Origin of the sequence: Janthinobacterium sp. SUN211, from assembly GCF_030587315.1 — a bacterium.
Taxonomy (GTDB): Bacteria; Pseudomonadota; Gammaproteobacteria; order Burkholderiales; family Burkholderiaceae_D; genus Janthinobacterium; species Janthinobacterium kumbetense.
Genome location: NZ_JAPWIC010000001.1, coordinates 677,815 through 702,674, shown reverse-complemented (window position 1 = coordinate 702,674; position 24,860 = coordinate 677,815). Strand labels below are relative to the sequence as shown.

At 62.8% G+C, this 24,860-nt stretch carries 26 protein-coding genes; 19 read left to right on the top strand and 7 right to left on the bottom strand.

Translation table 11 applies throughout. The annotated features are described in order from the left end of the window. Positions 1–100 precede the first annotated feature (100 nt). The 6 genes from O3301_RS02940 to O3301_RS02915 all read left to right on the top strand — a co-directional run bounded on the left by O3301_RS02940 (position 101) and on the right by O3301_RS02915 (position 7,527). Positions 101–1,450, top strand: a complete 1,350-nt coding sequence (locus O3301_RS02940) for an MFS transporter (RefSeq protein WP_305055488.1) — start codon at positions 101–103, stop codon at positions 1,448–1,450. Beyond that, positions 1,443–1,955 carry a MarR family winged helix-turn-helix transcriptional regulator gene (locus tag O3301_RS02935; protein WP_099667977.1) on the top strand — a complete coding sequence of 171 codons (513 nt, stop codon included), beginning with the start codon at positions 1,443–1,445 and terminating at the stop codon, positions 1,953–1,955. Before O3301_RS02940 ends, O3301_RS02935 begins: the two co-directional genes overlap by 8 nt. After that, positions 1,952–3,151 carry an FAD-dependent monooxygenase gene (locus tag O3301_RS02930; protein ID WP_289914863.1) on the top strand — a complete coding sequence of 400 codons (1,200 nt, stop codon included), beginning with the start codon at positions 1,952–1,954 and terminating at the stop codon, positions 3,149–3,151. Before O3301_RS02935 ends, O3301_RS02930 begins: the two co-directional genes overlap by 4 nt. A gap of 222 nt (positions 3,152–3,373) precedes the next feature. Continuing rightward, positions 3,374–5,383, top strand: coding sequence for a c-type cytochrome (locus O3301_RS02925; RefSeq protein WP_369812170.1), 2,010 nt, complete (start codon positions 3,374–3,376; stop codon positions 5,381–5,383). A gap of 59 nt (positions 5,384–5,442) precedes the next feature. Then, positions 5,443–6,219 (top strand): class I SAM-dependent methyltransferase, encoded by a 777-nt coding sequence (locus O3301_RS02920; RefSeq protein ID WP_305055487.1) that lies wholly within the window; start codon positions 5,443–5,445, stop codon positions 6,217–6,219. Then, entirely contained in the window at positions 6,220–7,527 is a 1,308-nt protein-coding gene (locus O3301_RS02915) for an NRAMP family divalent metal transporter (protein WP_305055486.1), read from the top strand. It abuts the gene before it with no gap. A 3-nt stretch (positions 7,528–7,530) separates the two neighbouring features. On the opposite strand, the gene O3301_RS02910 is transcribed toward O3301_RS02915, so the two are convergent. Then, positions 7,531–8,325, bottom strand: coding sequence for an SDR family oxidoreductase (locus O3301_RS02910; RefSeq protein WP_305055485.1), 795 nt, complete (start codon positions 8,323–8,325; stop codon positions 7,531–7,533). Between the two features lie 71 nt (positions 8,326–8,396). Here O3301_RS02910 and O3301_RS02905 point away from each other — a divergent pair, with 71 nt between their 5' ends. From O3301_RS02905 to O3301_RS02875, 7 genes are all read left to right on the top strand, one after another. After that, positions 8,397–8,804, top strand: coding sequence for a MerR family transcriptional regulator (locus tag O3301_RS02905; protein WP_289904979.1), 408 nt, complete (start codon positions 8,397–8,399; stop codon positions 8,802–8,804). Further along, positions 8,801–9,454 carry an SMI1/KNR4 family protein gene (locus O3301_RS02900; RefSeq protein WP_305055484.1) on the top strand — a complete coding sequence of 218 codons (654 nt, stop codon included), beginning with the start codon at positions 8,801–8,803 and terminating at the stop codon, positions 9,452–9,454. Before O3301_RS02905 ends, O3301_RS02900 begins: the two co-directional genes overlap by 4 nt. A gap of 100 nt (positions 9,455–9,554) precedes the next feature. Next, positions 9,555–10,106, top strand: coding sequence for a DUF4142 domain-containing protein (locus O3301_RS02895; RefSeq protein ID WP_305055483.1), 552 nt, complete (start codon positions 9,555–9,557; stop codon positions 10,104–10,106). A gap of 103 nt (positions 10,107–10,209) precedes the next feature. After that, the gene (locus tag O3301_RS02890; protein WP_099667984.1) at positions 10,210–10,590 is read left to right on the top strand and encodes a hypothetical protein; all 381 of its coding nucleotides are present in this window, start codon (positions 10,210–10,212) and stop codon (positions 10,588–10,590) included. A 14-nt stretch (positions 10,591–10,604) separates the two neighbouring features. Beyond that, entirely contained in the window at positions 10,605–11,036 is a 432-nt protein-coding gene (locus tag O3301_RS02885; RefSeq protein ID WP_305055482.1) for a hypothetical protein, read from the top strand. Between the two features lie 240 nt (positions 11,037–11,276). Then, the gene (locus O3301_RS02880) at positions 11,277–11,744 is read left to right on the top strand and encodes a cache domain-containing protein (RefSeq protein ID WP_328572601.1); all 468 of its coding nucleotides are present in this window, start codon (positions 11,277–11,279) and stop codon (positions 11,742–11,744) included. Between the two features lie 60 nt (positions 11,745–11,804). After that, complete coding sequence (locus tag O3301_RS02875; protein WP_305055481.1) at positions 11,805–13,355, top strand: methyl-accepting chemotaxis protein; 1,551 nt, start codon at positions 11,805–11,807, stop codon at positions 13,353–13,355. Here the strand turns inward: O3301_RS02875 and O3301_RS02870 are convergent. Continuing rightward, a complete protein-coding gene (locus O3301_RS02870) occupies positions 13,352–14,434 on the bottom strand; it encodes a hypothetical protein (RefSeq protein ID WP_305055480.1) in 1,083 nt (360 codons plus the stop codon). The genes O3301_RS02875 and O3301_RS02870 overlap by 4 nt on opposite strands. Positions 14,435–14,444: 10 nt before the next feature. Then, positions 14,445–14,876: a Cd(II)/Pb(II)-responsive transcriptional regulator gene (gene cadR, locus O3301_RS02865; RefSeq protein WP_034787498.1), complete on the bottom strand. Its 432-nt coding sequence runs from the start codon at positions 14,874–14,876 to the stop codon at positions 14,445–14,447. Between the two features lie 99 nt (positions 14,877–14,975). On the opposite strand from cadR, the gene O3301_RS02860 reads away from it, so the two are divergent. The 3 genes from O3301_RS02860 (at position 14,976) to O3301_RS02850 (ending at position 19,863) form a co-directional block, all read left to right on the top strand. Continuing rightward, positions 14,976–17,261 (top strand): heavy metal translocating P-type ATPase, encoded by a 2,286-nt coding sequence (locus tag O3301_RS02860; protein ID WP_305055479.1) that lies wholly within the window; start codon positions 14,976–14,978, stop codon positions 17,259–17,261. An 85-nt stretch (positions 17,262–17,346) separates the two neighbouring features. Then, entirely contained in the window at positions 17,347–18,804 is a 1,458-nt protein-coding gene (locus O3301_RS02855; RefSeq protein ID WP_305055478.1) for an alpha/beta fold hydrolase, read from the top strand. A gap of 9 nt (positions 18,805–18,813) precedes the next feature. Beyond that, positions 18,814–19,863: an alpha/beta fold hydrolase gene (locus tag O3301_RS02850; RefSeq protein ID WP_305055477.1), complete on the top strand. Its 1,050-nt coding sequence runs from the start codon at positions 18,814–18,816 to the stop codon at positions 19,861–19,863. Positions 19,864–19,877: 14 nt separating this feature from the next. On the opposite strand, the gene O3301_RS02845 is transcribed toward O3301_RS02850, so the two are convergent. Both O3301_RS02845 and O3301_RS02840 read right to left on the bottom strand, forming a co-directional pair. Next, positions 19,878–20,687 carry an anti-sigma factor gene (locus O3301_RS02845; protein WP_305055476.1) on the bottom strand — a complete coding sequence of 270 codons (810 nt, stop codon included), beginning with the start codon at positions 20,685–20,687 and terminating at the stop codon, positions 19,878–19,880. Next, positions 20,674–21,165 (bottom strand): sigma-70 family RNA polymerase sigma factor, encoded by a 492-nt coding sequence (locus O3301_RS02840; protein ID WP_305055475.1) that lies wholly within the window; start codon positions 21,163–21,165, stop codon positions 20,674–20,676. The genes O3301_RS02845 and O3301_RS02840 overlap by 14 nt, the downstream gene beginning before the upstream one ends. A gap of 234 nt (positions 21,166–21,399) precedes the next feature. On the opposite strand from O3301_RS02840, the gene O3301_RS02835 reads away from it, so the two are divergent. The 3 genes from O3301_RS02835 to O3301_RS02825 are packed head-to-tail and all read left to right on the top strand — an operon-like array spanning position 21,400 to position 23,140. Then, positions 21,400–21,798 (top strand): cytochrome c family protein, encoded by a 399-nt coding sequence (locus O3301_RS02835; protein ID WP_305055474.1) that lies wholly within the window; start codon positions 21,400–21,402, stop codon positions 21,796–21,798. Between the two features lie 58 nt (positions 21,799–21,856). Next, complete coding sequence (locus O3301_RS02830; RefSeq protein WP_305055833.1) at positions 21,857–22,753, top strand: metallophosphoesterase; 897 nt, start codon at positions 21,857–21,859, stop codon at positions 22,751–22,753. A 3-nt stretch (positions 22,754–22,756) separates the two neighbouring features. Further along, on the top strand, positions 22,757–23,140 hold the full coding sequence (locus tag O3301_RS02825) for a cupredoxin domain-containing protein (protein ID WP_305055473.1): 384 nt from the start codon (positions 22,757–22,759) through the stop codon (positions 23,138–23,140). Between the two features lie 264 nt (positions 23,141–23,404). Here O3301_RS02825 and O3301_RS02820 read toward each other — a convergent pair whose 3' ends face one another. Then, a complete protein-coding gene (locus O3301_RS02820) occupies positions 23,405–24,055 on the bottom strand; it encodes a hypothetical protein (protein ID WP_305055472.1) in 651 nt (216 codons plus the stop codon). A gap of 174 nt (positions 24,056–24,229) precedes the next feature. Next, complete coding sequence (locus O3301_RS02815) at positions 24,230–24,625, bottom strand: hypothetical protein (protein WP_305055471.1); 396 nt, start codon at positions 24,623–24,625, stop codon at positions 24,230–24,232. Positions 24,626–24,860 lie beyond the last annotated feature (235 nt).

Sequence of the window (24,860 nt, the reverse complement as noted above, 5' to 3'; positions counted from 1 at the left end):
TGTCTCGTTTTATTACTAACTAAGTTAGCTATTTATTTGTATGAAGACTGCTGCACTGCCTCGCTGGCCCATTTTACTGGTCATGATCGTTTCCGAGATCATGGACCTTGCCGCATCCACCATCGTCAACGTCGGCGGACCTGCCCTGATCGAGTCGCTGGGCGCCAGTTCCGCCCAGATGCAATGGGTCATCGGCGGCTATGCGCTGGCACTGGGCGCCGGCCTGGTGCTCGGCGGCAGGCTGGGCGACCGCTACGGGCGGCGCGCCATGTTTCTATACGGCTTGGCCGCCTTTACCATCGCTTCGCTGTTGTGCGCCGTGGCGCCGACCATCGCATTGTTGATCGTCTTTCGCCTGCTGCAAGGGCTGGCCGGCGCGATGCTGTTGCCGCAAGGCTTGGGCTTGCTGCGTGAAAACTACCAGGGACCGGCCCTGGCCAAGGTGTTTGGCATCTTCGGCCCCATCCTGGGCCTGGCGGGCATACTCGGCCCCGTGCTGGGCGGGATGTTGCTCGAAGCGAACGTGTTCGGCCTGGGCTGGAGAGCCATGTTCCTGATCAATATTCCGATCGGCATCGCCTGCTTCCTGGTGGCGCGCCGTTACCTGCCCCACCGTCCGGGAGACCGCTCCGTCCACATCGATGTCCCCGGCGCCAGCCTGCTGGTGCTGTCATCCGTATTCCTCGTCTTGCCGCTGGGCGAGGCGGGAGCGTGGCCGGCGTGGGGATGGCCGATGCTGGCGATGGCCGTGCTGGGTTTCGGCCTGTTCGGCCTGCGCCAGTCCGCGATGGTGCGCGCCGGGCAGACGCCGCTCATCATGACGTCGATCTTCCAGCGCTCCGCCTACACGGCCGGGCTGGCCGGCATTGCCCTGTTCTTTTGCTCGCTCGTCGGCATGCAGCTGGTGCTGACGCTTTTCTTGCAAATTGGACATGGATTGACGGCGGGCGAAGCAAGTATTGCCAATCTGCCATTCGCTGTGGGCACGGCATTCGGCGCCACCCTGAGCGGCGCCTTCCTGGCGGCCCGTTTCGGGCGCAAGGTGCTGCAACTGGGCGCCGGTGTCCAGCTTGCCGGCGTGGCGCTGCTGCAATTTGAACTGGGCAATACGGCGGCATTTTCTGCATGGCATGTCGTGCCCGGCATGCTGGTCTGCGGCATCGGGGCCGGCCTCGTGATCGCAGCCTTGTTCAGCATCATTCTGGCTTCGCTGGACAACAAGCAGATCGGCTCCGGTTCCGGCGTGCTGTCTGCCGTGCAATCGATCGCCGCATCGATCGGCGTGGCCCTGTTCAGCGGCGCATTTTTTGCCGCGCATCCCGCCCTGACGCCGGACCGGGCGCTCAGCGCCGCATTGACGATCCAAACTGGCATACTCATCGCCTTCATGGGCGTGACGTTCTTCTTTCCCACTGCTGCAAAATCTGAACTTGAGGTAAATCATGCATGACCAGCCAACACACAATCAAGCATTCGCGGCCGACGATCCCCGTGGCATGCACATCGCCGGCGATGTCATCGGCCGCCAGTTGCAGGATATCGCGATCCTGACGCGCGAAACGGCGTTGCACCTGAGCAACGCGATGGGCATCAACCAGACCGATTTGGCCCTGATGGAGCAATTGATCACGCACGGTCCGCTGTCTCCGAATGAGCTGGCCGCGCGCCTTGCCGTCACCACCGCAGGCGTCACGCTCGTCATCGACCGCCTGGAACGGGCCGGCCACGTGACGCGCGTGCGTCAGCAAGACGACAAGCGCCGCGTGCTCGTCCATCCCGTGCCAGCCTCGGTGGCGCAAACCTACACGCATATCGCGCCGATGCTCAACGGACTGGACGCGGTGCTGAGCGGCTTGTCCGCCGGCGAACGGACGACGATAGAACACTTTCTCCAGCAAGTGATTACGGTTTACCAGACCACTTTGCCAACCACAGCAGAAAAGAAAATCAAATGACGATCAAACGAAAAATCCTGATCACGGGGGCCAGCGTTGCCGGCCCGACCCTGGCTTACTGGCTGTCGCGCCTGGGCATGGACGTCACCGTTGTCGAGCGGGCGCCCGAGTTTCGCGATGGCGGACAAACGATCGACGTGCGCGGCGCAGGCAAGCTGGTGGCGCAGCGCATGGGGCTCGAGAGCGCCATCCGCGCCAAGACCACGCATGAGGATGGACTCCGGTTTGTCGACGCGCAAGACCGCACGCAGGCGGAATTCGGCATCGGGGCCTTTGGCGGCAACGGTCCCGTGGCCGAGCTGGAAATTTTGCGGGGGGAACTGGCCAAGCTGCTGATCGGGCATGGCCGCGACGCGGTCGACTACCGCTTTGGCGACAGCATCGCCGCGCTGGAAGAATTGCCGCATGGCGTCAAGGTGCGCTTCGAACAGGGCGGCGAAGCAGTGTTCGATCTCGTCATCGGCGCCGAAGGCGTCGGTTCGCATACGCGCAAACTCGTGTTCGGCGATGAAGTCCAACGCCGCTCGTTCAAGCTCTACACGGCCTATTTCACCATCCCGCGCGCGCCGGGCGACGAACGCCAGATGCGCTGGTTCAACGCCCCGGGCGGCTTGAGCGTGTGCCTGCGTCCCGATAACCTGGGCACCACGCGCGCCCTGCTGTCATTCCAGGAAGCGCCCAGCGCCTATGAAAAACTGCCGATTGCCGAACAAAAGGCCCTGCTGAAGGAGAAATTCGGCGCCCTGAAGTGGGAAACGCCGCGCATCCTGGCGGCCCTGGATGACGCCACCGACCTGTATTTCGACCAGATTTCCCAGGTCAAAATGCCGCGCTGGTCGAAGGGACGGATTGCCCTCGTCGGCGACGCCGCCTATTGCGCCTCGCCCATCAGCGGCATGGGCACGAGCCTGGGCATGTGCGGCGCCTACGTGCTGGCGGGAGAACTGGGACGCCACGACGATCATGCGCAAGCCTTTGCCGCGTATGAAGCGATCATGCGCCCGTATGTTGACCAGGCGCAAAGCGTGCCCACCTTCGCGCCGCGCCTGGCCTCGCCGCACTCGCGCGCCGGGATCGCCATCGGCCATGCGCTGTTGCGCATGTCAAACGTGCCAATTATCAAGACGATACTGGCCAGGTTCCTGACGCCCAAGGCGGATGCCATCGCGCTGCCCGAGTATGCGAACATGGCCTGAGGCGGGCAGGCAGAAGGCGTTGGCATACACGAATTGTTGCCGCAATGCACTAGGCAAAATTACCTAGTCGATCGAAAGAAACTCCCAATTTTCGCATTGGGAAGGAATGCGTAAGCTTGGCCCGAATAATAAAGGGTCACCATGAACGCCATTTCCATCCTGCATCGCGGCTCGCGCCGCCCTACTGCTTCCTCCCCCTCGCTGTTTGGCCGGCTTGCCATCATGCTCCTGGGCATGCTGGTCTTCTGCGCCAGCGCCTGGGCGGCACCTGCGCCCACGGCGTCGGCCGAGCTGATCAAGCGCGGCGAGTATGTCGCCCGCCTGGGCGACTGCGTGGCCTGCCACACGAGCCCGAACGGCGCCGCCATGGCCGGCGGCCTGGAATTGAAAACGCCGTTCGGCACCATCTACAGCACCAATATCACGCCGGATGCGAAGACGGGCCTGGGCACGTACACCTTCGCGCAATTCGACCGCGCCATGCGCAAGGGCGTGGCGGCGGACGGGCACAACCTGTATCCGGCCATGCCCTACCCTTCCTACGCGAAGATCACGCCCGACGACATGCAGGCCCTGTACGCGTATTTGCAACGGGGCGTGGCGCCCGTGGCGCAGCAAAACCGCGAAACGGACATGAAATGGCCGTTCAGCATGCGCTGGGGCTTGTCGCTGTGGAACGCCGTCTTCCTCGACGATGCGCCATTCAAGCCCGACAGCGCCAAGTCGGCCATGTGGAACCGGGGCAGCTATCTGGCCCAGGGGCTCGGCCATTGCGGCTCGTGCCACACGCCGCGCGGCGTGGCTTTCCAGGAAAAAACCATGGGCCAGGATGGCAGCAGCGGCAAGCATTATCTGTCCGGCTTCACCTTCGACGGCTGGCATGCCGTCAATTTGCGCAATCTGTGGACGCCGGCCGACATCGTGCAATTGCTGAAAACGGGCCGCAACAGCTTCGGCACGGCGGCCGGCAGCATGACGGAAGTCATCACGCACAGCACGCAATACTTTACGGACGGCGACCTCGATGCGCTGGCGCACTACCTGCACGGCTTGCCGGCCAAGCCGGGCGCGCCAGTGCAGCAGAGCAAACCGGCGCCGGCTGTCGCGGCCGGCAACGACGCGCTGTACAACACGCGCGGCGGCCTCGGCTACCTGCAGTTTTGCGCCACCTGCCACCGCCGCGACGGCCGCGGCGTGGAAAACATCTTCCCGCCGCTGGCGCAGAACGACTCGGTGCAATCGAAGGACGCCACTTCCGTCATCCATATCGCATTGACCGGCTGGCAGTCGGCCGTCACACAGCAGTCGCCCCGCTCCTTCGGCATGCCCGCGTATGACCGCCTGTCCGACACGGAACTGGCGGAAATCCTCACCTTTGTGCGCGGCAAGTGGGGCAACCACGGCGCACCGGTCACGCCCGGCCACATCGCCAAGGTGCGCAAGGAGCTCAAGCTCAAGGCGCCGGATGCGGGCGGCTTCGTCACGCCCCGCTTTGCAGCCCTGACGGCCGATCCGAACGCCAATCAATTAATCCACGGCATGCAGCTGATGACGGAAACCCGCGCCCGCCTGCCGAACAACGTGGGCAACGACCTCAATTGCAGCAGTTGCCACCTGAATGGCGGCACCGTGGCCAACGGTTCGCCCTTCCTCGGCATTTCCGCCTTCTTCCCGGCGGAAGCGCCGCGCGCCGGCAAGGTCATCAGCCTGGGCGAGCGCATCAACGGCTGCTTCCGCCGTTCCATGCACGGCAAGCCCCTGCCCGTGGACGGCCCCGACCTGCAGGCCATGGTCGCCTATATCGACTGGATGAAGGGCGCCACGCAGGCGAACGACAAGGTGCCGGGACGGGGCGTGGCGAAGATCGACCGCAACCTGCTGCCTGACCCCGTGCACGGCAAAAAAGTGTACGCCGAGCAATGCGCCGTCTGCCATGGCGCGAATGGCGAAGGCATCCGGGGCGCCAACGGCGCGGTGGCTTTCCCGCCGCTATGGGGCGACCGCTCCTTCAATATCGGCGCCGGCATGGCCCGCACCTACACGGCGGCCGGCTTCGTCAAGGCGAACATGGTGATGGGCCACGGCCAGAAATTCCCGCTGGGGCAAGGCAACCTGTCCGATCAGGACGCCGTCGACGTGGCCGAATATTTTACGCACATGCCGCGTCCGGACTTCCCCGACAAGGTCAAGGATTGGCCGAAGGGCGGCAAGCCCAAGGATGCGCGCTACTGACGCCCCATCGCGTTCGTAATCTGCTACGCTCATGCCACGACCACGCCAAGGAGTCTTGCATGAGCAGCAATATCCACCACGCGGCAGCCGGCGGTTATGCCACGGCGGCCGCCAGCTACGTCAAGGGCCGGCCCGATTATCCCCCCGCAGTGTCGGCCTGGTTGCAGGATAGCCTGGGCCTGGGGCCGGGCGCCACCGTGCTGGACCTGGGCGCCGGCACGGGCAAGTTCACGCCGCGCCTGCTGGACACGGGCGCCACGGTGATTGCCGTGGAACCCGTGCCTGCCATGCTGGCAAGACTGGCGGCGGCCTTGCCGCAAGTCCAGGCGCTGGCGGGTACGGCAACGGCCATTCCCCTGCCCGACGCCTCGGTCGACGCCGTGGTCTGCGCGCAAGCGTTTCACTGGTTTGCTACCCCTCAGGCGCTCGATGAAATCTGGCGCGTGCTCAAGCCGGGCGGCAGGCTGGGCCTGGTGTGGAATCTGCGCGACGCCAGCGTGCCCTGGGTGGCAAGACTGGACACCATCGTCAACCAGGCGGAAGGCGATACGCCCCGCTACTACACGGGCGCTTGGCGCCGGGCCTTCCCCCATGCGGGGTTTACTCCCTTGCAGGAAACACATTTTTCCCAGGAACACACGGGATCGCCCGAAGACGTGCTGTTCAACCGCGTGCGCTCCACCAGTTTTATCGCCGCCTTGCCGCCGCAGGCGCGCCAGCGCATCGATGACGAGATTGGCCAGCTGGTCGCGTCGGAGCCGGCCTTGCGCGGGCGGGACAGCATCAGCGTGCCCTACCGGACGGCCGCCTTCGTGGCACAAAAACAGGCCGTATAGATGTCTAGTGAACAAGACACAGAACCGCAGCAGGCCGCCCGCCAGGCGGCGGCCCCTTCCGACACCTGGCTGGGCAAGCTGGGCCCCGGCCTGATCACGGGCGCGGCCGACGACGACCCCAGCGGCATCGCCACGTATTCGCAGGCGGGCGCCCAGTTCGGCTTCGGCATGCTGTGGACCGTCTGCCTGACCTTCCCTTTGATGCTGGGCATCCAGGTGATCAGCGCCAAGATCGGCCGGGTCAGCGGGCATGGGCTGGCGACGAATATTCGCCGCCACTATCCGAAATCCTTGCTGTACGCCATCGTCGGCTTGCTGCTGCTGGCCAATGTCATCAATATCGCCGCCGACGTGGCCGCCATGGGCGATGCCTTGACCCTGATCATCGGCGGTCCCACCCACCTGTACACCATGGGCTTCGGCCTGCTATCCCTGCTGCTGCAAGTGTTTATTCCCTACCAACAATATGTGCGCATCCTGAAATGGCTGACCCTGGGCTTGCTGGCCTATGTGGCCACCGTGCTGACCGTGCACATTCCGTGGGGCGAAGTGGCGCTGCGCACCGTCTGGCCCCGGTTCGCCTGGTCGGCCGCCTCGGTGACCATGATCGTGGCCGTGTTCGGCACGACGATCAGCCCGTACTTGTTCTTTTGGCAGGCATCGCAGGAAGTGGAAGACTTGCAGGCGGATGCCGGCGCGCAAGCCCTGCGCCGGGCGCCGGAACAGGCGCCGCGGCAATTCCAGCGCATCAAGATGGACACGGCCATCGGCATGGGCTTTTCCAACCTGGTGGCCTTCTTCATCATGCTGACGACGGCCGTGACCCTGGGCGCGCAAGGCATCACGCATATCGACACGTCGGCGCAAGCGGCCTCCGCCCTGCGCCCCATCGCCGGCGAGTTCGCGTTTGCCCTGTTCAGCCTGGGCATCATCGGCACGGGCTTGCTGGCCATTCCCGTGCTGGCCGGCTCGGCCGCCTACGCCATGGCGGGCGCCTTCCACTGGAAAAACAGCCTGGAACTGGCGCCCCGGGCCGCCAAGAAGTTCTACGGCATCATCGTCACGGCCACCGTGATCGGCGCGGCCCTGTGCTTCACGCCGCTCGACCCCATCAAGGCCTTGTACTGGAGCGCCGTCATCAATGGTGTCATTTCCGTGCCTATCATGGCCCTGATGATGGTGATGGCCTCGCGCCCCGCCATCATGGGCACGCTCACCATTTCAAGACGCCTGCGGGTGCTGGGCTGGCTGTCGACCATCGTCATGGCAACGGCCGTGCTGGCCATGTTTGCCACCATGGTGTTTTGAAGCCTAGGCCGTCTTCGGCTTGAGCATGCCTTCCACGATGCCCAGCACGGTCTGGCGGGGCAGCAGCCGCGGCAGCCAGGCCAGCAGCCGGTTGGGCCGGCCCGCCACATGGCTGCTGCGGCCCCGGTCCAGCGCGCGCAGCGCTTCAGCGACGACGGCTTGCGGCGCCATGCGCTTGCCCACGGCCGCTTCGGGCGCGGCCACCACGTCGAAGAAGGCCGTGTCCGTGGCGCCAGGGCACAGGGCCAGCACGCGCACGCCGCTGCCGCGGTTTTCCGCCCACAGCGCTTCCGAGAACGACAGCACGAAAGCCTTGCTGGCGCCGTAGATCGCCATGTAGGGATCGGGCTGCAGGGCCGCCGTGGACGCCACGTTGATGACGGCGCCCCGCCCCTGAGCCAGCATGTGGGGCAAGGCGCAGTGCGTCAATTCCATGAGGGCCGTGCAATTGACGGTGACTTCGGCCGCCTGGCGCGCCAGGTCGATGCTCTCGAACCTGCCATGCGTGGCGAAGCCTGCGTTATTGATCAGCACGTCGGGCGGCATGCCCAGCGCGCACGCCTGTGCATGGGCGTCTTGCGCGGCGCCGGGCAAGCCCAGGTCGGCCACTAGCGCGTGCGCGCGGATGCCGTGGCGTTGGGAAAGTTCCCTGGCCAGCCCATCGAGCACGGCGCCGGAACGGGCCAGCAGCAGCAAGTGCGCGCCGCGCGCGGCCAGGGTTTGCGCAAAGACGCGGCCGATGCCGGACGAGGCGCCCGTGATCAGCACGGTTTGGTTGGTGTAGTCGTATGGGAGCATGGCAAACGTGTCGTAGTTGAGAGTGTTTCTAATGTAAACTGTAGACTTTAGTCCACGGTCAAGAGGAAACGATGCGCATCGGTGAAATCACCCGCCTGACGGGCGTCAGCAAGGATACGGTGCGCTTCTACGAGCGCCAGGGCTTGCTGGAGGAAGCGCCGCAGCCGGGCATGACGAATAACTACAAGGAATACTCGGCGCAAGCGTTGCGGCGCATCGAGCTGATCGGCCACGCCAAGGCGCTGGGCTTTACCTTGAAGGAAATCGCCGAAGTCATTGCCGTATGGCAAGAAAACGCGCTCGATGCGCAGACCAAACGGACCATGCTGGAAACGAAAATTGCCCAGATCGATGACAAGGCCCGTTCGATGGCCGTGCTGCGCGCCGGCCTCGTCGATGCACTGGCCAAGGTGGAGACGGGTTGCGACGATGCGGCGCCAGTACATATGAACAAGAATAACGACAAGGAGTATCAATGAGCAACCATTACACGCAGTACCGCCACCTGGCGTTCGAGGGCGCCAAGCCTGCCCCCACGGCGCAGCAGATTGCCGCCATCGAAACCTTGCTGGAAGCGCCCTTGCCGCAGGCCTTCCTGGCGTTCTTGCGGGTCGCCAACGGCGCCTGGTTCGATTACACGTGCGATGTGCCGGACGGTAATGGCGGCGTGGAAAAAATGGGCTTCAATACCTTTTTCAGCGCCGACGAAGGCGATTTCTGCGATGAAACCCTGGTCGGCGAAATCCGCGCCGCGCGCCAGCATGCGGGCATGCCGGTGCGCATCCTGCCGTTCGCCCGCGATGGCGGCAATTCCATGCTTTACCTGGACTTGACGGAAGAAGGCGGCGGCCGGGTACTGGCCTATGTGCAGGAATTGCCGGAGTGGACGGGCAAGCGCGCCCACGGCCTGATGGAGCTGGCGCCCTCGTTCGACGCCTGGCTGGACAGCCTGTATATCGACCGCGACACGGTGCTGGAGGAACTCGAACACAGCGTTTCGGAACCCTCGCACCTGGAAGCGATGGCGCAGTGGCTCGATATCGGTATGCCCGCCTGGCGCCGCGATGCGGGCATCGCCGCTTTATTTGCTATTAAACAAGTCGAACTGTGCGCTAACGAACAGGACTAGTCCTACGGGCATGGCCGCGCCTGTCCTATGGGTGTGCGCAGGCTGAGGGCTTAACATTGTCATCAGCTTGCATAAAACGCCATATTCGAAAGGATTTCCCATGCCTATCTCCACCACCAGTTCCCGTACCCCCTCCCTGAAAAGCGTGGCCATCGGCGCGGCCGTGGCGCTGTTGAGCGGGATCGCCATCAACAGCATCGCCGCCGCCGCGCCGGGCGCGTACGACAAGCAATTCCTCAGCAAGGCCGCCGATGCGGGCAGCACGGAAATCGTCGCCAGCAAGATAGCGCAAAGCAAGAGCAGCAATGCAGAAGTGAAGCAATTCGCCGACGCCATGGTCACCGCCCACACGACAGTGGCCGACGCGCTGAAACAGTTGGCCAGCAGCAAGCAGATCGAGGTCAGCGACCAGCCCGGCGCGAAACACAAGGCGCAGATCGACCGGCTGGGCCGCCTGGAAGGCCAGGCCTTCGACAGGGAATATGCGGCCACCATCGGCGTGGCGGCGCACAAGGAAGCCGTGAAGCTGTTCACGGATGCCAGCCAGAAGGCGAGTGATCCCGACATCAAGGCCTTTGCCGCCAAGGCCTTGCCAGCGTTGCAACATCACCTGGAAATGGCGCATGCGCTGCACGCGGCATTGGCGAAATAGAGCGCCATACGCGGGGAAATACTTGCAGTACGTGCTGTACAGCAAGTATTTCTGCTCTTGACATACAATGCGGCAACTTCGTTTTCGGCCATGCCATGACCTCATGCAGCTACTCAAGAAAACCGGCTTGATCGCCGCCGCCTTCCTGTTCCTCATCCTGCTGGCAGGCTGGCTCTTCATCAAGGTGAGCGCGGCGCGCAATGCCACCGTGTATGCCCAGCAGTGGAACGACCAGGGCACGTGCGTGATCAAGACCTATGTGCCGCACTACGGCAACGGCGTGCCGAACAACATCGTGCGCGCGTTCAGCACGTCCACCTTCTTCCGCGTGTACCACAAGGATGGCACCATGCTGGAAAGCACGGAATGGGTGCTGGACATGCATGAAGACGGCATTCTCGACCATGCCCACTGGGGCCAGAACCGCGCCATCTACCCGACCGACCTGGGCTATGAAGGCTGGACCTTGCCCGAGTGCGCGTGAAACGGGGACTTATCATGCCACAGCCAAAAGGATTGCGCGGCCCCTGGAGCGACGCCCCCTACCTTCCCACCTTGCACCATTTCCTCGGTCCCTTCGACGTGTATGACCGCGAAGAAACCCTGGGCGTGGAGCTGGATGCCTGGGACATGAACGATCCTGCCCAGCGCGCGGCGCTGATACGGCGCGACATCACGTCGCAATACAAGGAACTCAGCTACCGCCACCGCCATGCGCTGGTGGCCGTGCTGGCGCAAGCCTTGCAAGACCCTGCTTACGATTTCCAGGCCATCCTTGAACATGACCCCGAAAGCACGCATGCGCTGCCGGCCCTGTGGGACGAAATGCACGACCCGCGCGCCTTCTTTGCCGATATCTACCGCCTGGTGTGGCAAGACTGGCGCGACGACCTGGCGCGCGCGGCGGCGGAAGACCCGGCCAGCTGGTAGCGCGGCGCACGCGCCACACTATCGACATGATAGGCTGCGCCCTCCTTTTCCCTATGAAATATCCATTGCGGCAATGTGCACGCGCCGTTGCAAAAACGCCCGTCTGAAAAAATATCTGTTGCACCAGCGCATGCCCACTGGCATCGCGCTACCATGAGCCGTCGGCACTTCGATAGGCGCCGCCTTACCGCGCCGGTTCCCCCGCCGGCTTCCCCCAGCCGCAATGTGAAGGAGATTCTCATGCCCAAGTTCGCCCCTGCCATGTGCTTGTCGCTCATGCTTGCCGCCGCTACCTTGCCCGGTGTCGCCAGCGCTGCCGAAGGCGGCGCCACGCGCGCCGACGCCGAAGCCATGGTCAAGAAAGGCGTGGCCTACATCAAGAGCGCCGGCGACGCCAAGGCATATGGCGAGATCACGGCCAAGTCCCCGCAATTCATCCTGCACGACCTGTACCTGGTCGTGTACAAGCTCGACGGCACGGTCGCCGCGCATGGCGCCAACCCGAAAATGGTGGGCAAGAACTTGATCGACTTGAAAGATATCGATGGCAAGGCCTTCGTCAAGGAGCGCGTCGACCTGGCCAAGAGCAAGGGCACGTTCTGGCAGGAATACAAATTCACGAATCCGGAAACCAAGAAGATCGAGCCGAAGGTGATGTATTGCGAAAAGCTGGCCGAGACCGTCGTCTGCGGCGGCATCTACCTGTAGCCAGCCGCCGCGCCGCCGGCGCCGGGATGGTTGTCCGCTCTCTTGACGATAGGGGCTCCGATGAAAATCGCACAGAAGATGTTGATCGTCCCGGTGGTCGCGCTGGCTTGCCTGCTGGCCATGGGGGCCTTGTCCTACTTCGCCATGCAGCAGAACGAGCAGCGCATGCGCGAACTGAAAGACGTCACCCTGACGGCCGAGCGGCTTGCGAACCAGCAAGCTATTGCCCTGGGCCAGGTGCACGCCGACGTGTATGCGAAGATCGCCATCGCGGCCAGCCTGTCGGATGAGCAGTTCAAGCAATTCGGCGCGCAAACGGATGGCCAGCTGAACGCCATCGCGCAAGGCTTGAAGCAATTGCAGACATTCTCGGGCGCTGCCACGGAAGCGGGCCAGGCGCTGCCGGGTGTCGAACGCTACCGTGCCAGCGTGGCGCAGGCGCTGGACCTGGCGTCCACGGACCCGAATACGGGCGTGGCGGCGATGCAAAATGCCGCCACGCATTACCAGCAAGTGCGCGGGCAGTTGCGCCAGGTGTTGCTCAATCTCGACCACCGCACTGTCGATGCCTTGCAGGATACCAAGAATGCGGGCCAGCGCGCCGGCTGGCTGTCGCTGGGCACCATGGCCATCGGCTTTGCCCTGCTGGCCCTGATCGCCACCTGGGTGGCGCGCTCCGTGGTGGGCCCCATCGACGAAGCTTGCCGCGCCGCCGAATCGCTGGCCGCCGGCGACTTGACCACGCGCATCGACGCCCAGGGCGACGACGAGGTGGGCAAGCTGGCGCGGGCCCTGGCCACGGTGCTGAAAAACTGGAATACTTTATTGGGCGACATCCGCCAGGCAGGCTCCACCATCACGGTGGAAGCGAGTGAAATCGCGCTGGGCAATGCGGACTTGTCGGCCCGCACGGAATCGCAAGCCCATTCCTTGCAGGAAACGGCGTCGTCCATGCATGCCTTGACGGATACCGTGCGCGAAAACGCCAGCCATGCGCACCAGGCCAACCAGATGGTATTGTCGACATCGAACGTGGCGCTGGAAGGCGGCCGCGTGGTGGGCCAGGTGGTCGAGACGATGGGCTCGATCAAGGCCAGTTCCGGGCGCATCGTCGACATCATCGCCGTCATCGACGGCATTGCCTTCCAGACCAATATCCTCGCCTTGAACGCGGCAGTGGAGGCGGCGCGCGCGGGCGAACAGGGACGCGGCTTTGCCGTCGTCGCCACGGAAGTGCGGGGCCTGGCGCAGCGCTCGGCCACGGCGGCGCGCGAAATCAAGCAATTGATCGAGGATTCCGTGGCCAGGATAGAAACGGGCAGCGAGCTGGCCGACAGCGCCGGGCGCACCATGGGCGATATCGTCGCCTCCGTCCAGCAAGTGACGGAAATCATGAACGACATCACGGCGGCCAGCCAGCGCCAGAGCAAGGGCATCGAGGAAGTCAACAACGCCATTACGGAAATGGACGAATTGACCCAGCGCAATGCCGCCCTCGTTGAACAGTCGGCCGCCGCCGCGCAAAGCATGCAGGACCAGGCGCATGATCTATTGCGCGTGGTCGACGCCTTCCGCCTGGGCGAAGGCGGCGCGCCGTTGCTGGCGCCTTAGCGCCGGTGCGGCATGGCGGTCCGGGCGCAGGCTTGCATGGCCTTGCCTGCCTCGACCAGCGCGGGTTTCGCGTCCCGCAGCAAGACATTGCCCATGCGGTATTGTTGATGGTAATCACCCAGCAGGGCTGAATACAGGAAAACCTGGTCTTGCCTGCGCCAGGCGGCGTGGTAGTTGCTGCCTGGCGTAACCGGGATGGCGGCGCTGAAGTAACTGTACAGGCCGCCCACCTTCTTCTTGTGCAGCCATTCCATCAATTGCACGATGCGGTACTGTTCCAGCAAGCTCAATTCGCTGACATTGACGCTGGACAAGGCGTAATACAGTTCCAGGCGGGCCATCCAGTTGCCCTTCCCGCCTGCCGCCGCCAGCGCATCCCAGGCAGGGCCGGCACGCACCTTGCGTGCCTCATCCGGCAATGCCATCCACGCTTCCACAAAGGCTTGGTCCGGCACGGGGCCGTAGTCGGCGGGCGCGCGGCAGACGAACTGGCGCGCATCGGGCCCGTCTTGCGGGACTTCGTCGGCGATGTATCTGGCGATCTTGTCGCCGATGCCCAGCAGGCGCTTGCCATACCCTTCCAGGGTCCAGTTCGCAGGCAAACGCCCCAGCCAGGCCAGCGCATCGTCGTTGGCACGGGCCTCCACCGCGTAGGCGGCGATCCTGGCCTGCATCCTGGCTTCCTTCTGCTGCTCCGCCAGCTTGAGCGCCTCCTGCTCTTCGTCATAGCGGCTCGTGGTCTTGGCCAGTTGCACGCAGTCCAGGAAAGCCTCCGGCGCGCCCTGCCAGCACTTGGCCGGCACCTTCAGCTGCCAGCGCATGCTGACGGTTTTCAGCACATAGTTTTCCTCGCCCTCCTCGCCCTTGAGATAGGCGCGGCCGTCCGCCTTCGTCACGCCTTTCGCCAGCTGCTTGCCGCCGGCCGTGCTCCAGGTGTAGGGGTCATCGTCTTGCGGCACGCCCGGCACGGCGTACAGGGTCAGGTAGTGTCCGGCTGCGGGCGGCGCATCGGCGGCATGGCTCAGCGGCGACAGCAGGAATAAGGTCAATAAAGTTTTTTTAGGTAACAGTTTCAGCATGCAGCAATCGTCAATGAAGTTCGGTATGGCAGGCGCAGTCGTGGCCGCTGGCGGCCTCGGACAGGTTTTGCAGGATGGCGCAGTCTTGCGACGGCTGCGGCTGGTCGCACTGGTGGCGCAGGGTCACCAGTTGCTGCTGCAAGGTTTGCAGGTTCGCCATTTGTTCGGCAATGCGCAGAATATGGTGGTCGAGCAATTCATTGACGCTCTGACAACCTTCAGCCGGGTTGTTCTTAAATTCCAGCAAGGCGCGGATATCCGTCAAGCCGATCTGCAGCGAGCGGCAATGGCGGATGAATTGCAGCCGTTCCTGGTGTTCTTCCCGGTACTCGCGGTAGCCGGCGCTGTTGCGGCCCGGTTCCTGCAGCAAGCCCGCCTTTTCATAGTAACGTACGGTTTCCACGTCACAATCTGTCCGTTTGGCTAATTCTCCGATACGCATGGCATCCCCTTTTTCATTCCAACATGCAAATTCCGCTTGACCCTGTAGCCGCTACAGGGTTTCTAATGGAAGCATACACGAAACCGGAAGGACGATGCGATGCCGCACGATAGCCATAACCATACCCATGCGCACGACCACAAGCATGCGCACGAACCCAGCCCTGCGCCCAAGGCGGCCAGTTGCTGTTCCAGCCAGCATGCGTGCTCGTCCACGCCTGCCGCCGCGTCCGCTCCTGCGCTGCCCAGCGCCGCCATCGCCGGCGCCAACACGGCCAAATACCGCATCGCCAACATGGATTGCCCCACGGAAGAGCGCTTGATCCGCAACAAGCTGGCCACCATGGCCGGCGTCGTGGGCCTCGATTTCAACCTGATGAACCGCGTGCTCGACGTGCACCACACCCTGCCTACACTGGCCACGGTGGAAGCGGCCCTGCACGGCATCGGCATGCAAGCCATTCCCCTGGAGGCGGACGCCGCCGTTTCCCGTAACCCGGACGAAGGCAGTCTCAGCGGCATGCAAAAGGGCTTGCTGGTCGTCTCCGGCCTGGCGGCGGCGGGCGCCGAAGCGCTGGCGTGGACCACGCATGCGGACAGTTCCCCCCTCGTCATCGCCCTGGCCCTGCTGTCGATCGCCACGGGCGGCTGGCCGACCCTGAAAAAGGGTTGGATCGCCCTGAAAACGTTCACCCTGAACATCAATTTCCTGATGAGCCTAGCGGTTTTCGGCGCCATCGCCATCGGCCAGTGGCCGGAAGCGGCCATGGTCATCTTCCTGTTCGCCATTGCCGAGCTGATCGAAGGCTTGTCCTTGAACCGCGCGCGCAACGCCGTGCAAAGCCTGATGCAACTGGCGCCCGACACGGCGACCGTTGCCGACGCCAGCGGGGCCTGGAGCCAGGTGAACGTTGCCACGGTGGCCATCGGTACGTTGATGCGCGTCAAGCCGGGCGAGCGCATCGCGCTGGACGGCATCGTGCAAAGCGGCGTATCGTCCGTCAACCAGGCGTCGATCACGGGTGAAAGCATGCCGGTGGACAAGGCTGTGGGCGACGTCGTGTATGCGGGCACCATCAATGAACGGGGCTTGCTCGACGTCACCGTGACGGCCAACAGCGGCAACAGCACCCTGGCGAAGATCGTCAAGGTGATCGAGGAAACCCAGGGAAAACAGGCGCCCACGCAGCGCTTTGTCGACAATTTCGCCCGCTATTACACGCCGGCCGTCGTCGTCTTCGCCATCCTCGTGGCCGTGCTGCCGCCGCTGCTCTTCGGCGCGCCCTTCATGGCCTGGATCTACAAGGCGCTGGTGATGCTGGTGATCGCCTGCCCGTGTGCGCTCGTCATTTCCACTCCCGTCACCGTGGTCAGCGGCCTGACGGCGGCCGCGCGGCGCGGCATACTGGTGAAAGGCGGGCAATTCCTGGAAACGGGTTACCGCATCAAGGCCATCGCCGTCGACAAGACGGGCACCTTGACCATGGGCAAACCGGCCGTCACGGACGTGGTGGCCCTGGAAGGCAGCGACCGCGATACTATCCTGCTGCTGGCCGCCAGCCTGGACGCCAATTCCGCTCACCCGCTGGCCGCCGCCATCGTCAAGGCGGGGCCGCCCGCGAGCAGCCACTTGCCCGTCACCCAGTTTGCCGCCCTGCATGGGCGCGGCGTGCGCGGCAGCATCGATGGACAAACGTATTACCTGGGCAATGCCCGCCTGATGACGGAATTGAACGCCCTGACGCCGGAGTTGCAAGCCATCCTGGCGCGGCTGGAACAGCAAGCCTACACGGCCATGGTGCTGGCCACCTCGGCCGGTGCGCTGGGCGTGATCGCCGTGGCCGACGTGCTGCGCCCGACGGCGGCGTCCGCCATCGCCCGCCTGAATGCGCTGGGCGTGACCACCGTGATGCTGACGGGAGACAACTTGCTGACGGCCCAGCGCATCGGCGATGAAGTGGGTGTCAGCCTGGTCAAGGCGGAATTGCTGCCAGAGAATAAACTGGATGAAATCAAGGCCTTGCAGCAGCAATTCGGCGTGGTCGCCATGCTGGGCGACGGCGTGAACGACGCCCCCGCCCTGGCGCAGGCCGACATCGGCTTTGCCATGGGCGCGGCCGGCAGCGACACGGCCATCGAAACGGCGGACGTGGCCCTGATGGACGATGAACTGGGTAAATTGCCCGAATTCATCAGCCTGAGCCAGCGCACGCGCAGCATCCTCGTGCAAAACATCAGCTTTGCCATCGGCATCAAGGCCGTGTTCTTCGGCCTGGCGCTGGCCGGCATGGCGACCCTGTGGATGGCAGTGTTCGCCGACGTGGGCGCCAGCCTGCTGGTGGTGGCCAACGGACTCAGGTTGCTGCGTGGCAGCAAGCCTAATTAAGTTCCTATAGAAATATTTCCATCTGGACAATTGCTGTAAAAAACGCTACTTTGGCGCTTGATCTCCACCTTCGCCAAAGTAGCCGATGACCGTTCTGCCCCGCCTCCCCCTGCTGGCCACCTTGCTGGCTGCTGCCTCCCTGCATGCCGAACCGATGTACTTCACCCCCTGCTCCGATACGGTCGTGCCCGGCAGCCTGTGCTCGGGTTTGAACGTGCCCGGCAGCTACGATGCCCAGGGCCGCGCCGTGGGCGAGCCGGACGCCATGCACGTCTTCGTGCGCAAGATTGCCGCCGACGTGCCTGCCGGCAAGCCCGCCAAAGGCACCCTGTGGCTGGTGGCGGGCGGCCCCGGCGAATCGGGCGCCTCGTTCTACAGCTTGCTGCCCACCTTGCGCCGCAGCTTTCCCGGATTTGAATTCCTCATCCCCGACCACCGCGGCACGGGTCACTCATCGCGCCTGTGCAAGGTGGAAGAGTCGGAACAGAGTCCCGGCGGCCGCGCCCTGGCGGGTGCCGAATGGGGCAGCTGCTTTGCCGGCATCAACTTGATGCCGGAATACGCGGGCCAGTTTTCCATCACCATGGCGGCGCGCGACTTGCAAGCCTTGATCGCAGGCGAACAGGGCAAGAACAAACCACCGATGTATGTATACAGTGTGTCGTACGGCACGCAACTGGTCTTGCGCACCTTGCAACTGGGACCGCTGCCCGTCAAGGGCGTCATCCTCGACTCGCTGGTGCCGCCGCAGACGGATGCGCGCTGGGACTTGAGCCAGCGCTCGCACGTGGTCAACACGGTCGGCATGCAGGTGCTCGCCCGCTGCGATGCGGATGCCGCTTGCCACGCGGCACTGGGCGAGCCGGCAACAACCCTGTACCTCCGCGTGCTGGACAAGGCGCAAGCCGATCCCGCGCTGCTGGCGAAGATCCCCGGCAAGAACCTGAAGCACTTCCTGGGCGGCATGCTCGACGTCCCTGCCGCCCGCGCCCGCATCCCCTATCTGCTGCAGGAGCTGGACCAGGGCAAGGATGGGGAACTGGCGTCCGTGCGCGCCACGTTGACGCAGGCGGCGGCCGGCCTGGGCAGCTATCCCCAGTCGCCGCTGTCGATTCCGCTGGTCAATATCATCAGCAATTCGGAAAACAATCTGCAAGCGTCGCGGCGCCCCGGCTGGGCCGCTGCCGACATCGACCGCGACGAGGCGGAGCTGCTGTTTACCAGTCCCCTGCCCCGCATCCTGCTGGGCGGCGGCTTGCCCACTTACCCGCGCGACGCCTATTTCGGCGCATTGCCGGCGAAAGTGCCGCCCACTTTGGTACTGCAGGGTACCCTGGACCCGAAGACGCCCTACGCGGGTGCGCAGGCGCAAGTGCAGGCTTTGACGCAGAACAAGGCCGGCACGGTGGCCATGTCCACCGTGCACAACGCCCCGCATTTCCTCCTGTGGACGGCGCCCGCCTGTTTTGAACAGGCCAGCAGCCGCTTTATCGCCGGCAAGCCGGCGCAGGATTGCACGCTGCAATTCCCACCAACTAACTAAGAGGACGATATGCGCATCACAGGCCTGGCATTGCTGCTGTTATCTTGTTTCGGCGCGGCACAAGCGGCGCCGCCCGCTTCGCCGTCCATCTGCGCTTCGCCCGCACAGTCCGTCCGCGAACAAGGCTATGTGCCCATCAATGGCATCGAGCAATGGATCACAATCAAGGGCGCCGCCTGCGGCAATCCCGTGATCCTGTTCATCCACGGCGGCCCCGGCAATGCGCTGAGTCCCTACGCGGACGCCATCTATGCGGGCTGGGAACGCCACTACACGCTGGTGCAGTGGGACCAGCGCGGCGCGGGCATGACGTATGGCAAACAGCGCCCATCGGAAGAGCTGCCCTTGACGCTGGAACAGATGCGCGACGACGGCATCGCCGTGGCCCGCTATATCGGGCAGCATCTGGGCCAACGGAAAGTCATTTTGATGGGCAGTTCCTGGGGCTCGATCCTCGGTGTGCACATGGCCAAGGCGCAGCCAGAGCTGTTCCACGCGTATATCGGCACGGCGCAGGTGGTCAATGCGCGGGCCAACGAAACCGGCATGTACCGGGAAGTGCTTGCGCTGGCGCAAGCGGCCGGCGATACCGCCACGGTGGAGAAGCTGACGGCGCTCGGCGCACCGCCATGGCGCGATCCGCGCAACTTCGGCATCCTGCGCCGCTTCGACCGCAAATATGAGGGATTGGCAACGGATGCGCCGCCCAAGCACTGGTGGCAGCCGGCGCCGTTCTATGCCACGCCGCAAGCGCTGGCCGATGCCGAGGCGGCCGATGACTACTCGTACATCCAGTTCATCGGCCTGCGCGGTGACGGCATGTTCGCCAAGGTCGACCTGCCTGCGCTGGGCACGCGCTTTGACTTGCCCGTGTTTTTCATCATGGGCGAAGCGGACTTGCTGACCTCGCCCGCCATCGCGCGCAGCTACTTCGACAGCATCACGGCGCCGGCCAAGGATTTTACCGTGGTGAAACGGGCCGGACACGACCCCAACCAGGCCGTGCACGACGCCCAATGGACGGTCTTGCGCGACAAGGTGGCGCCGCTGCTGAAGTAAAGCGCACGGCGCATTCACGGCACACTTTCCTTGTCGATCTGTGCCGTGAAGCGCCGCTCGAAGTCCATCAGTTCCGCCACATTCAGGTCCGAGATGAGCTGATAATGCATGCCGGAGCGGCTCCAGCGTAGCAAATGATAGCCTTGCCTGACGGCCAGGCGCGGCGGCGCATCGCGCTGTGCCCCGTCGGGCCAGACATACAGGTTCAGCACATGCTGGTGCCGACGGTACGCGAGAGCGGCGACGGGACGCGCGTTGATATAGTCGAGGCGCCCGCCGATCAAGGGAAAACCTTCTTGCGCCAGATCAACCACGGGTGGAGAAAAGTCGAGCTTGCCGCTGAACCATGGCTTGACCGTGTGCTGGTCGGAGGACGCCACGTCGGCCAGATGATTGGGCATCAGCGAACGGAAATGACTGGCGACGATCTCCTGGTCGAGCCGTTCCGCGTCCGAGGGTACAGACAGATACAGCGCCAGGGTGACGGCCAGGGCCGCCGTGCTGGCGCTTGCCACGCCAAAATTGATCCATGCCCACGGCAATTGCGCCCATTTGCGGCCGCGCAGGGTTTTCCTTGCCTGCTTGCCCTCTTCCTGCAGCGCCTGGCGCAGGCGCTGCTGCAGGAAAGCGGGCGCGGCATGGCCGACGGCATGCTGTTTCACCGCCGCGCGCAGGGCAAACAGCTGTTCGCAGGCTTTGGCGCAGTCCTGGCACTGGGCCAGATGCTGCGCCAGTTGCGCCATGGCCGGGGCATCGAGCTCGCCATCGGCATAGGCGGACAGCCTGTCTTGTGATTCCTTGCACTCCATGTCAGCTCTCACCATCAGATTGTTTCAGGCGCGCCAGCAGCAGCTTGCGTCCGCGCGCCAGGCGCGACATCACCGTGCCGATCGGGATGCCGACGATGTCCGCAATCTCCTTGTAGGACAAATCGTCGATCTCCTTCAACACCAGCACTTCCCTGAATGGCTGCGGCAGCGTATCCAGGGCATGGTTGACCGCCTCCTTCGCGTCGGCGCGGGCCAGGATGTCTTCCGGGTTGCCGCATCCATGCTCGTCGTGGCCATGGAATTCCTCGTCAAAGCCGATGTCAGCGTGTTCTGCGCGACCATCGCGCAGCGACGTGTAATACGTGTTGCGCACGATCGTCAGCAGCCAGGCGCGCGCGCCGTCGCCATGGTAGCCGTCCATGTAGCGGTAAGCGCGCAGGAAAGCCGTCTGCACCAGGTCCTGGGCATCCTGGTCATTGCGCGTGAGCCAGCGTGCCAGCTTGTAGGCGGCGTCCAGGTGAGGCAAGGCCATTTTTTCAAAGAACCGGGTTTTATCGATGTCGTTCAAATCAACACCCATCCGCCTGTCTGGCGTCTCAACTCCCAAGACTCGCTTTGCCTGCCGTTTATTCCCGATATGGCGGTTTTTTTACGGCAGAAAATAAACCGGCACAGGCGGGAATATTTGCCGCGCCTTCGCAGTTATAGCATGTGCAGGCCCCGATTGCATCGGGGCCTGGCAACCGCAAAGCGAAAGGAGTTCAACATGCAACATCCCCGCTTCCTCCCTGGCCTGGCCGCGGCCACGCTGATGGCGTTCAGCGGGAGCGCCACCGCCGGCGACGCCATGCACGGCCAGGTGCTCTACAAAACCATGTGCATATCCTGCCACTCGATCGACTACAACGGCGTGGGACCCGCGCACAAGGGCGTGTTCGGCAGGAAAGCCGGCAGTGTCGCCGACTACAACTATTCGCCCGCCGTGAAGGCGTCCACCATCGTGTGGGGCGAGAAAACGCTGGACCAATGGCTGTCGGGTCCGGAAAAACTGATTCCCGGCCAAAAAATGGGCTACCTGGTGCCGTCCGCGCAGGACCGCGCCGACCTGATCGCTTATCTGAAGCAGGAGTCCGCTCGGGCCAGCGGGGCCCAGGCCAGCAAATAGAGACAGTTGTGCAACCGCCTGCCAGCCATTGCCAGGCATTTCAAGGAGAAACATCATGATGGACCGCAGAAGCTTCATGAAACTGGCCGCCGTCGGCGGCGGCGCCGTGTTCATGTCCGGACTCTACGGGCATGCGCCGGCGGCGGCGGCCGGAAAGACGGCAGCCGCTCCCTACGAGGATTTCTATTTCGTCCAGTTGTCCGACGTGCACTGGGGTTTCACGGGCGCCGCCAACCCCGATGCCCTCCACACCTTCAGGAAGGCCGTCGCCACCGTCAATGCGCTGGAAGTGCAGCCCGATTTCATCATCTTTACGGGCGACCTCACGCATACCACGGACGACCCGAAGGAGCGCCGCCAGCGCATGGCCGAATTCAAGGACATCGCGGCGGGCTTGACAGTGAAAAACGTGCGTTTCATCCCCGGCGAGCATGACGCGTCGCTCGACAACGGCGCCGCCTACAAGGAAAACTTCGGCCCGTCCAACTACACGTTCGAGCACAAGGGCGTGCATTTCATTGCCCTCGATAACGTCTCCGACCCCGGCGCGCGCATCGGCGACACGCAGCTGGCATGGCTGAAGGACGACCTGGACAAGCAGGCCAAGGATGCGCGCATCGTCGTCTTCACCCACCGCCCCCTGTTCGACCTCGTGCCCAAATGGGACTGGGCCACGCGCGACGGCGACAAGGCGATGGCGCTATTGATGCCGTACAGCAATGTGACCGTGTTCTATGGCCATATTCACCAGGAACATCACCACATGACGGGCCAGATCGCGCACCACGCCGCCAAGTCCATGATTTTTCCCTTGCCGGCGCCGGGATCGCAGGAAAAGCGCACACCCCTGCCCTGGGACCCGGCCGCGCCGAACAAGGGCCTGGGCTTGCGCGAGGTGGAGGCGGAAGCAAACAAGGACTACAAGCTCACGGAATTTCCCGTCACAAGGAGCTGAGCCATGGACCGTGCAAGAAGACAGTTTGGTATCCGTTGCGCCTGCGGTATCGGCGCGCTGCTGACGGTAGCCGCCATCGAGGCTCAGGGCGTGAAAAAAATTGCCGGAAAGGAAAGAGTCATCGCCATCCAGGCGAAGAAATTCGTCTACACGCCGAACGAAATCACCTTGAAGAAGGATGAACCGGTCGTGCTGGCGTTCACGGCCATCGATTTCATCCATGGTTTTTTCATCCCGGACATGAGCATCCGCGCCGACCTGCTGCCGGGCCAGGTCACCGAAGTGAGGCTGACGCCCGGCAAGGCCGGTGAATACGCCTTTCTATGCGACAACTTTTGCGGTACTGGCCATGAGGAGATGAATGGGAAAATCATCGTCACGGAGTAAGGTGGGCGAACCATAAAGTTCGACGCAAGCCCCCATGAAGCAAGCCGAGGCCATAATTGCAATATTTAACACAAGCTATAGCACCTTGGGCCTATACGAGTGGCTGCTTTCCTCTAAGGAGTCATGGGATTTTTTCCGAAGCGTACATTTACCTCCTCCGAGGCAAGCTGCGCCGGGCCAGGGGCACTGCGACTGAGGTGGGAGGAAACATAAGGTTGGCGTCAGCAGCTTGTCCAATCAGTTGGGTAGCAGGACGTTCATGCACTATCTACCACCAACCCAAAGCACCATATCGATCTTACGCGGCGTCCATTCCGTAGAGCCAAGTAAGTGATTTAATTCTTTAGCCTTTCGGGCATAGATATCGACTAACAGTACTCCATCAGGTAAGCGCAGTTGTTTCGGATTGCCCTTCTTGCTCTTTTGGTTCATTCTCGATATAGCGCCCGCCTCTGGTAGGCTCTCTATTTGCGCCAAGGCCTTAACAGCAAATTGATCGACAGTTCCGAAGTGCTCAGGGTACATCAATGAAAGTAGCCCCGATGCGCCGGCTATTCCAAGTCCCTTTATTTCTGTCGCGGTTCTGAGGCCCAAGTGAATATCGCTGGGGTCCAGATTCAGAAGTTTTTTCCGGACGCTGTCCAATGCGCTCAGTTCATTGGTTTCAGTGTACTTCCTGAGGTGGCTAGTGGTTGTGGCGTAGCGATTGTCCGCAGTGTATTTCCAGCGGAAGTACTCGTCACGTAGGAAGTCATACCATTCTTGTGGCGTGAACCGCTGAAGCCTATTTTTATCCAATGCGTTCAGCGCATGTTCCAATTCGACATTTTGTAACTTAACAAAATGCCAGTAGCGTTGCAATGCCTGCCCCCAAGCCGAGGAATTAGATGAGTGCCAAAGTTCAGAAATATCCATTGCAAAAGACTCCGATATGGACAGGACTCTGCGACCTGATTTTGCCCTCATATAACCAGACAAAGCCAATCGTTTAGTTTGCGCCGCTTTCGTGAACCTGGCGCGCCAGCTCCATCCTGAATATACGAGGCGATTTCCATTTCAGCGACAGAAAGCTTTTACCCTATGGCCTTCCTATCCTACTATTCTATTTACTAATCCCGCTTTCCAAAGCGAAGAAGTGACTTCCATTTGATGATTTGGAGCCTTGCTTTGACCAGCTAGCACCAGTTTCCAAAGGGTCGCTTCATCGTCGGCAAGGCTAGGCGTGGCGTGAAGCAATTCAAGCGCTTTCAGTCCATAGATTTTATTTTTCTGAGACCTAGTGTATTCGCCACTGGGAATCCCAATAATTTTTCCGCTCTCGCAAATCCCAAGAAATGTTCCCCTAGGACAACTCTTTGCCTGCGAGGATGGGCTGTTTGGAAAAATCTCCTGGACAGCAACGGCCCAAGCATCCTCTACCGTTGCCGCCTTTCCTTCGGTGTATGCACGAACCGCAGCGATTGCTGCCACTCCATATTTTCCCATGACTACCTCGGTAAATTGATTGCTGAGGCTTAGACTTCCGCTACGCACCAACGTCCGATGTTGGCCGTTATAGGACGGTGCCCGAATCCGCCGACACTGAGAATTTTCGCCATCCATCAGGAGGGTCCCACTCGCCCTCGCCGTCGAATTGTCTCGAGTCTGCGGCATGCAATAGCACTCCGTCAATGCCGAGATTTTTCCGTACCCAAAGCAAATCCCCCTTCCTTGAGAACGC

What these genes read in the sequence shown, in the direction of transcription:
- O3301_RS02940 (WP_305055488.1), top strand. Translation starts at nt 101, where the DNA reads ATGGACCTTGCCGCATCCACCATCGTCAACGTCGGCGGACCTGCCCTG.
- O3301_RS02935 (WP_099667977.1), top strand. Translation starts at nt 1,443, where the DNA reads ATGCATGACCAGCCAACACACAATCAAGCATTCGCGGCCGACGATCCC.
- O3301_RS02930 (WP_289914863.1), top strand. Translation starts at nt 1,952, where the DNA reads ATGACGATCAAACGAAAAATCCTGATCACGGGGGCCAGCGTTGCCGGC.
- O3301_RS02925 (WP_369812170.1), top strand. Translation starts at nt 3,374, where the DNA reads ATGCTCCTGGGCATGCTGGTCTTCTGCGCCAGCGCCTGGGCGGCACCT.
- O3301_RS02920 (WP_305055487.1), top strand. Translation starts at nt 5,443, where the DNA reads ATGAGCAGCAATATCCACCACGCGGCAGCCGGCGGTTATGCCACGGCG.
- O3301_RS02915 (WP_305055486.1), top strand. Translation starts at nt 6,220, where the DNA reads ATGTCTAGTGAACAAGACACAGAACCGCAGCAGGCCGCCCGCCAGGCG.
- O3301_RS02910 (WP_305055485.1), bottom strand. Translation starts at nt 8,325, where the DNA reads ATGCTCCCATACGACTACACCAACCAAACCGTGCTGATCACGGGCGCC.
- O3301_RS02905 (WP_289904979.1), top strand. Translation starts at nt 8,397, where the DNA reads ATGCGCATCGGTGAAATCACCCGCCTGACGGGCGTCAGCAAGGATACG.
- O3301_RS02900 (WP_305055484.1), top strand. Translation starts at nt 8,801, where the DNA reads ATGAGCAACCATTACACGCAGTACCGCCACCTGGCGTTCGAGGGCGCC.
- O3301_RS02895 (WP_305055483.1), top strand. Translation starts at nt 9,555, where the DNA reads ATGCCTATCTCCACCACCAGTTCCCGTACCCCCTCCCTGAAAAGCGTG.
- O3301_RS02890 (WP_099667984.1), top strand. Translation starts at nt 10,210, where the DNA reads ATGCAGCTACTCAAGAAAACCGGCTTGATCGCCGCCGCCTTCCTGTTC.
- O3301_RS02885 (WP_305055482.1), top strand. Translation starts at nt 10,605, where the DNA reads ATGCCACAGCCAAAAGGATTGCGCGGCCCCTGGAGCGACGCCCCCTAC.
- O3301_RS02880 (WP_328572601.1), top strand. Translation starts at nt 11,277, where the DNA reads ATGCCCAAGTTCGCCCCTGCCATGTGCTTGTCGCTCATGCTTGCCGCC.
- O3301_RS02875 (WP_305055481.1), top strand. Translation starts at nt 11,805, where the DNA reads ATGAAAATCGCACAGAAGATGTTGATCGTCCCGGTGGTCGCGCTGGCT.
- O3301_RS02870 (WP_305055480.1), bottom strand. Translation starts at nt 14,434, where the DNA reads ATGCTGAAACTGTTACCTAAAAAAACTTTATTGACCTTATTCCTGCTG.
- cadR (WP_034787498.1), bottom strand. Translation starts at nt 14,876, where the DNA reads ATGCGTATCGGAGAATTAGCCAAACGGACAGATTGTGACGTGGAAACC.
- O3301_RS02860 (WP_305055479.1), top strand. Translation starts at nt 14,976, where the DNA reads ATGCCGCACGATAGCCATAACCATACCCATGCGCACGACCACAAGCAT.
- O3301_RS02855 (WP_305055478.1), top strand. Translation starts at nt 17,347, where the DNA reads ATGACCGTTCTGCCCCGCCTCCCCCTGCTGGCCACCTTGCTGGCTGCT.
- O3301_RS02850 (WP_305055477.1), top strand. Translation starts at nt 18,814, where the DNA reads ATGCGCATCACAGGCCTGGCATTGCTGCTGTTATCTTGTTTCGGCGCG.
- O3301_RS02845 (WP_305055476.1), bottom strand. Translation starts at nt 20,687, where the DNA reads ATGGTGAGAGCTGACATGGAGTGCAAGGAATCACAAGACAGGCTGTCC.
- O3301_RS02840 (WP_305055475.1), bottom strand. Translation starts at nt 21,165, where the DNA reads ATGGCCTTGCCTCACCTGGACGCCGCCTACAAGCTGGCACGCTGGCTC.
- O3301_RS02835 (WP_305055474.1), top strand. Translation starts at nt 21,400, where the DNA reads ATGCAACATCCCCGCTTCCTCCCTGGCCTGGCCGCGGCCACGCTGATG.
- O3301_RS02830 (WP_305055833.1), top strand. Translation starts at nt 21,857, where the DNA reads ATGGACCGCAGAAGCTTCATGAAACTGGCCGCCGTCGGCGGCGGCGCC.
- O3301_RS02825 (WP_305055473.1), top strand. Translation starts at nt 22,757, where the DNA reads ATGGACCGTGCAAGAAGACAGTTTGGTATCCGTTGCGCCTGCGGTATC.
- O3301_RS02820 (WP_305055472.1), bottom strand. Translation starts at nt 24,055, where the DNA reads ATGGATATTTCTGAACTTTGGCACTCATCTAATTCCTCGGCTTGGGGG.
- O3301_RS02815 (WP_305055471.1), bottom strand. Translation starts at nt 24,625, where the DNA reads ATGGGAAAATATGGAGTGGCAGCAATCGCTGCGGTTCGTGCATACACC.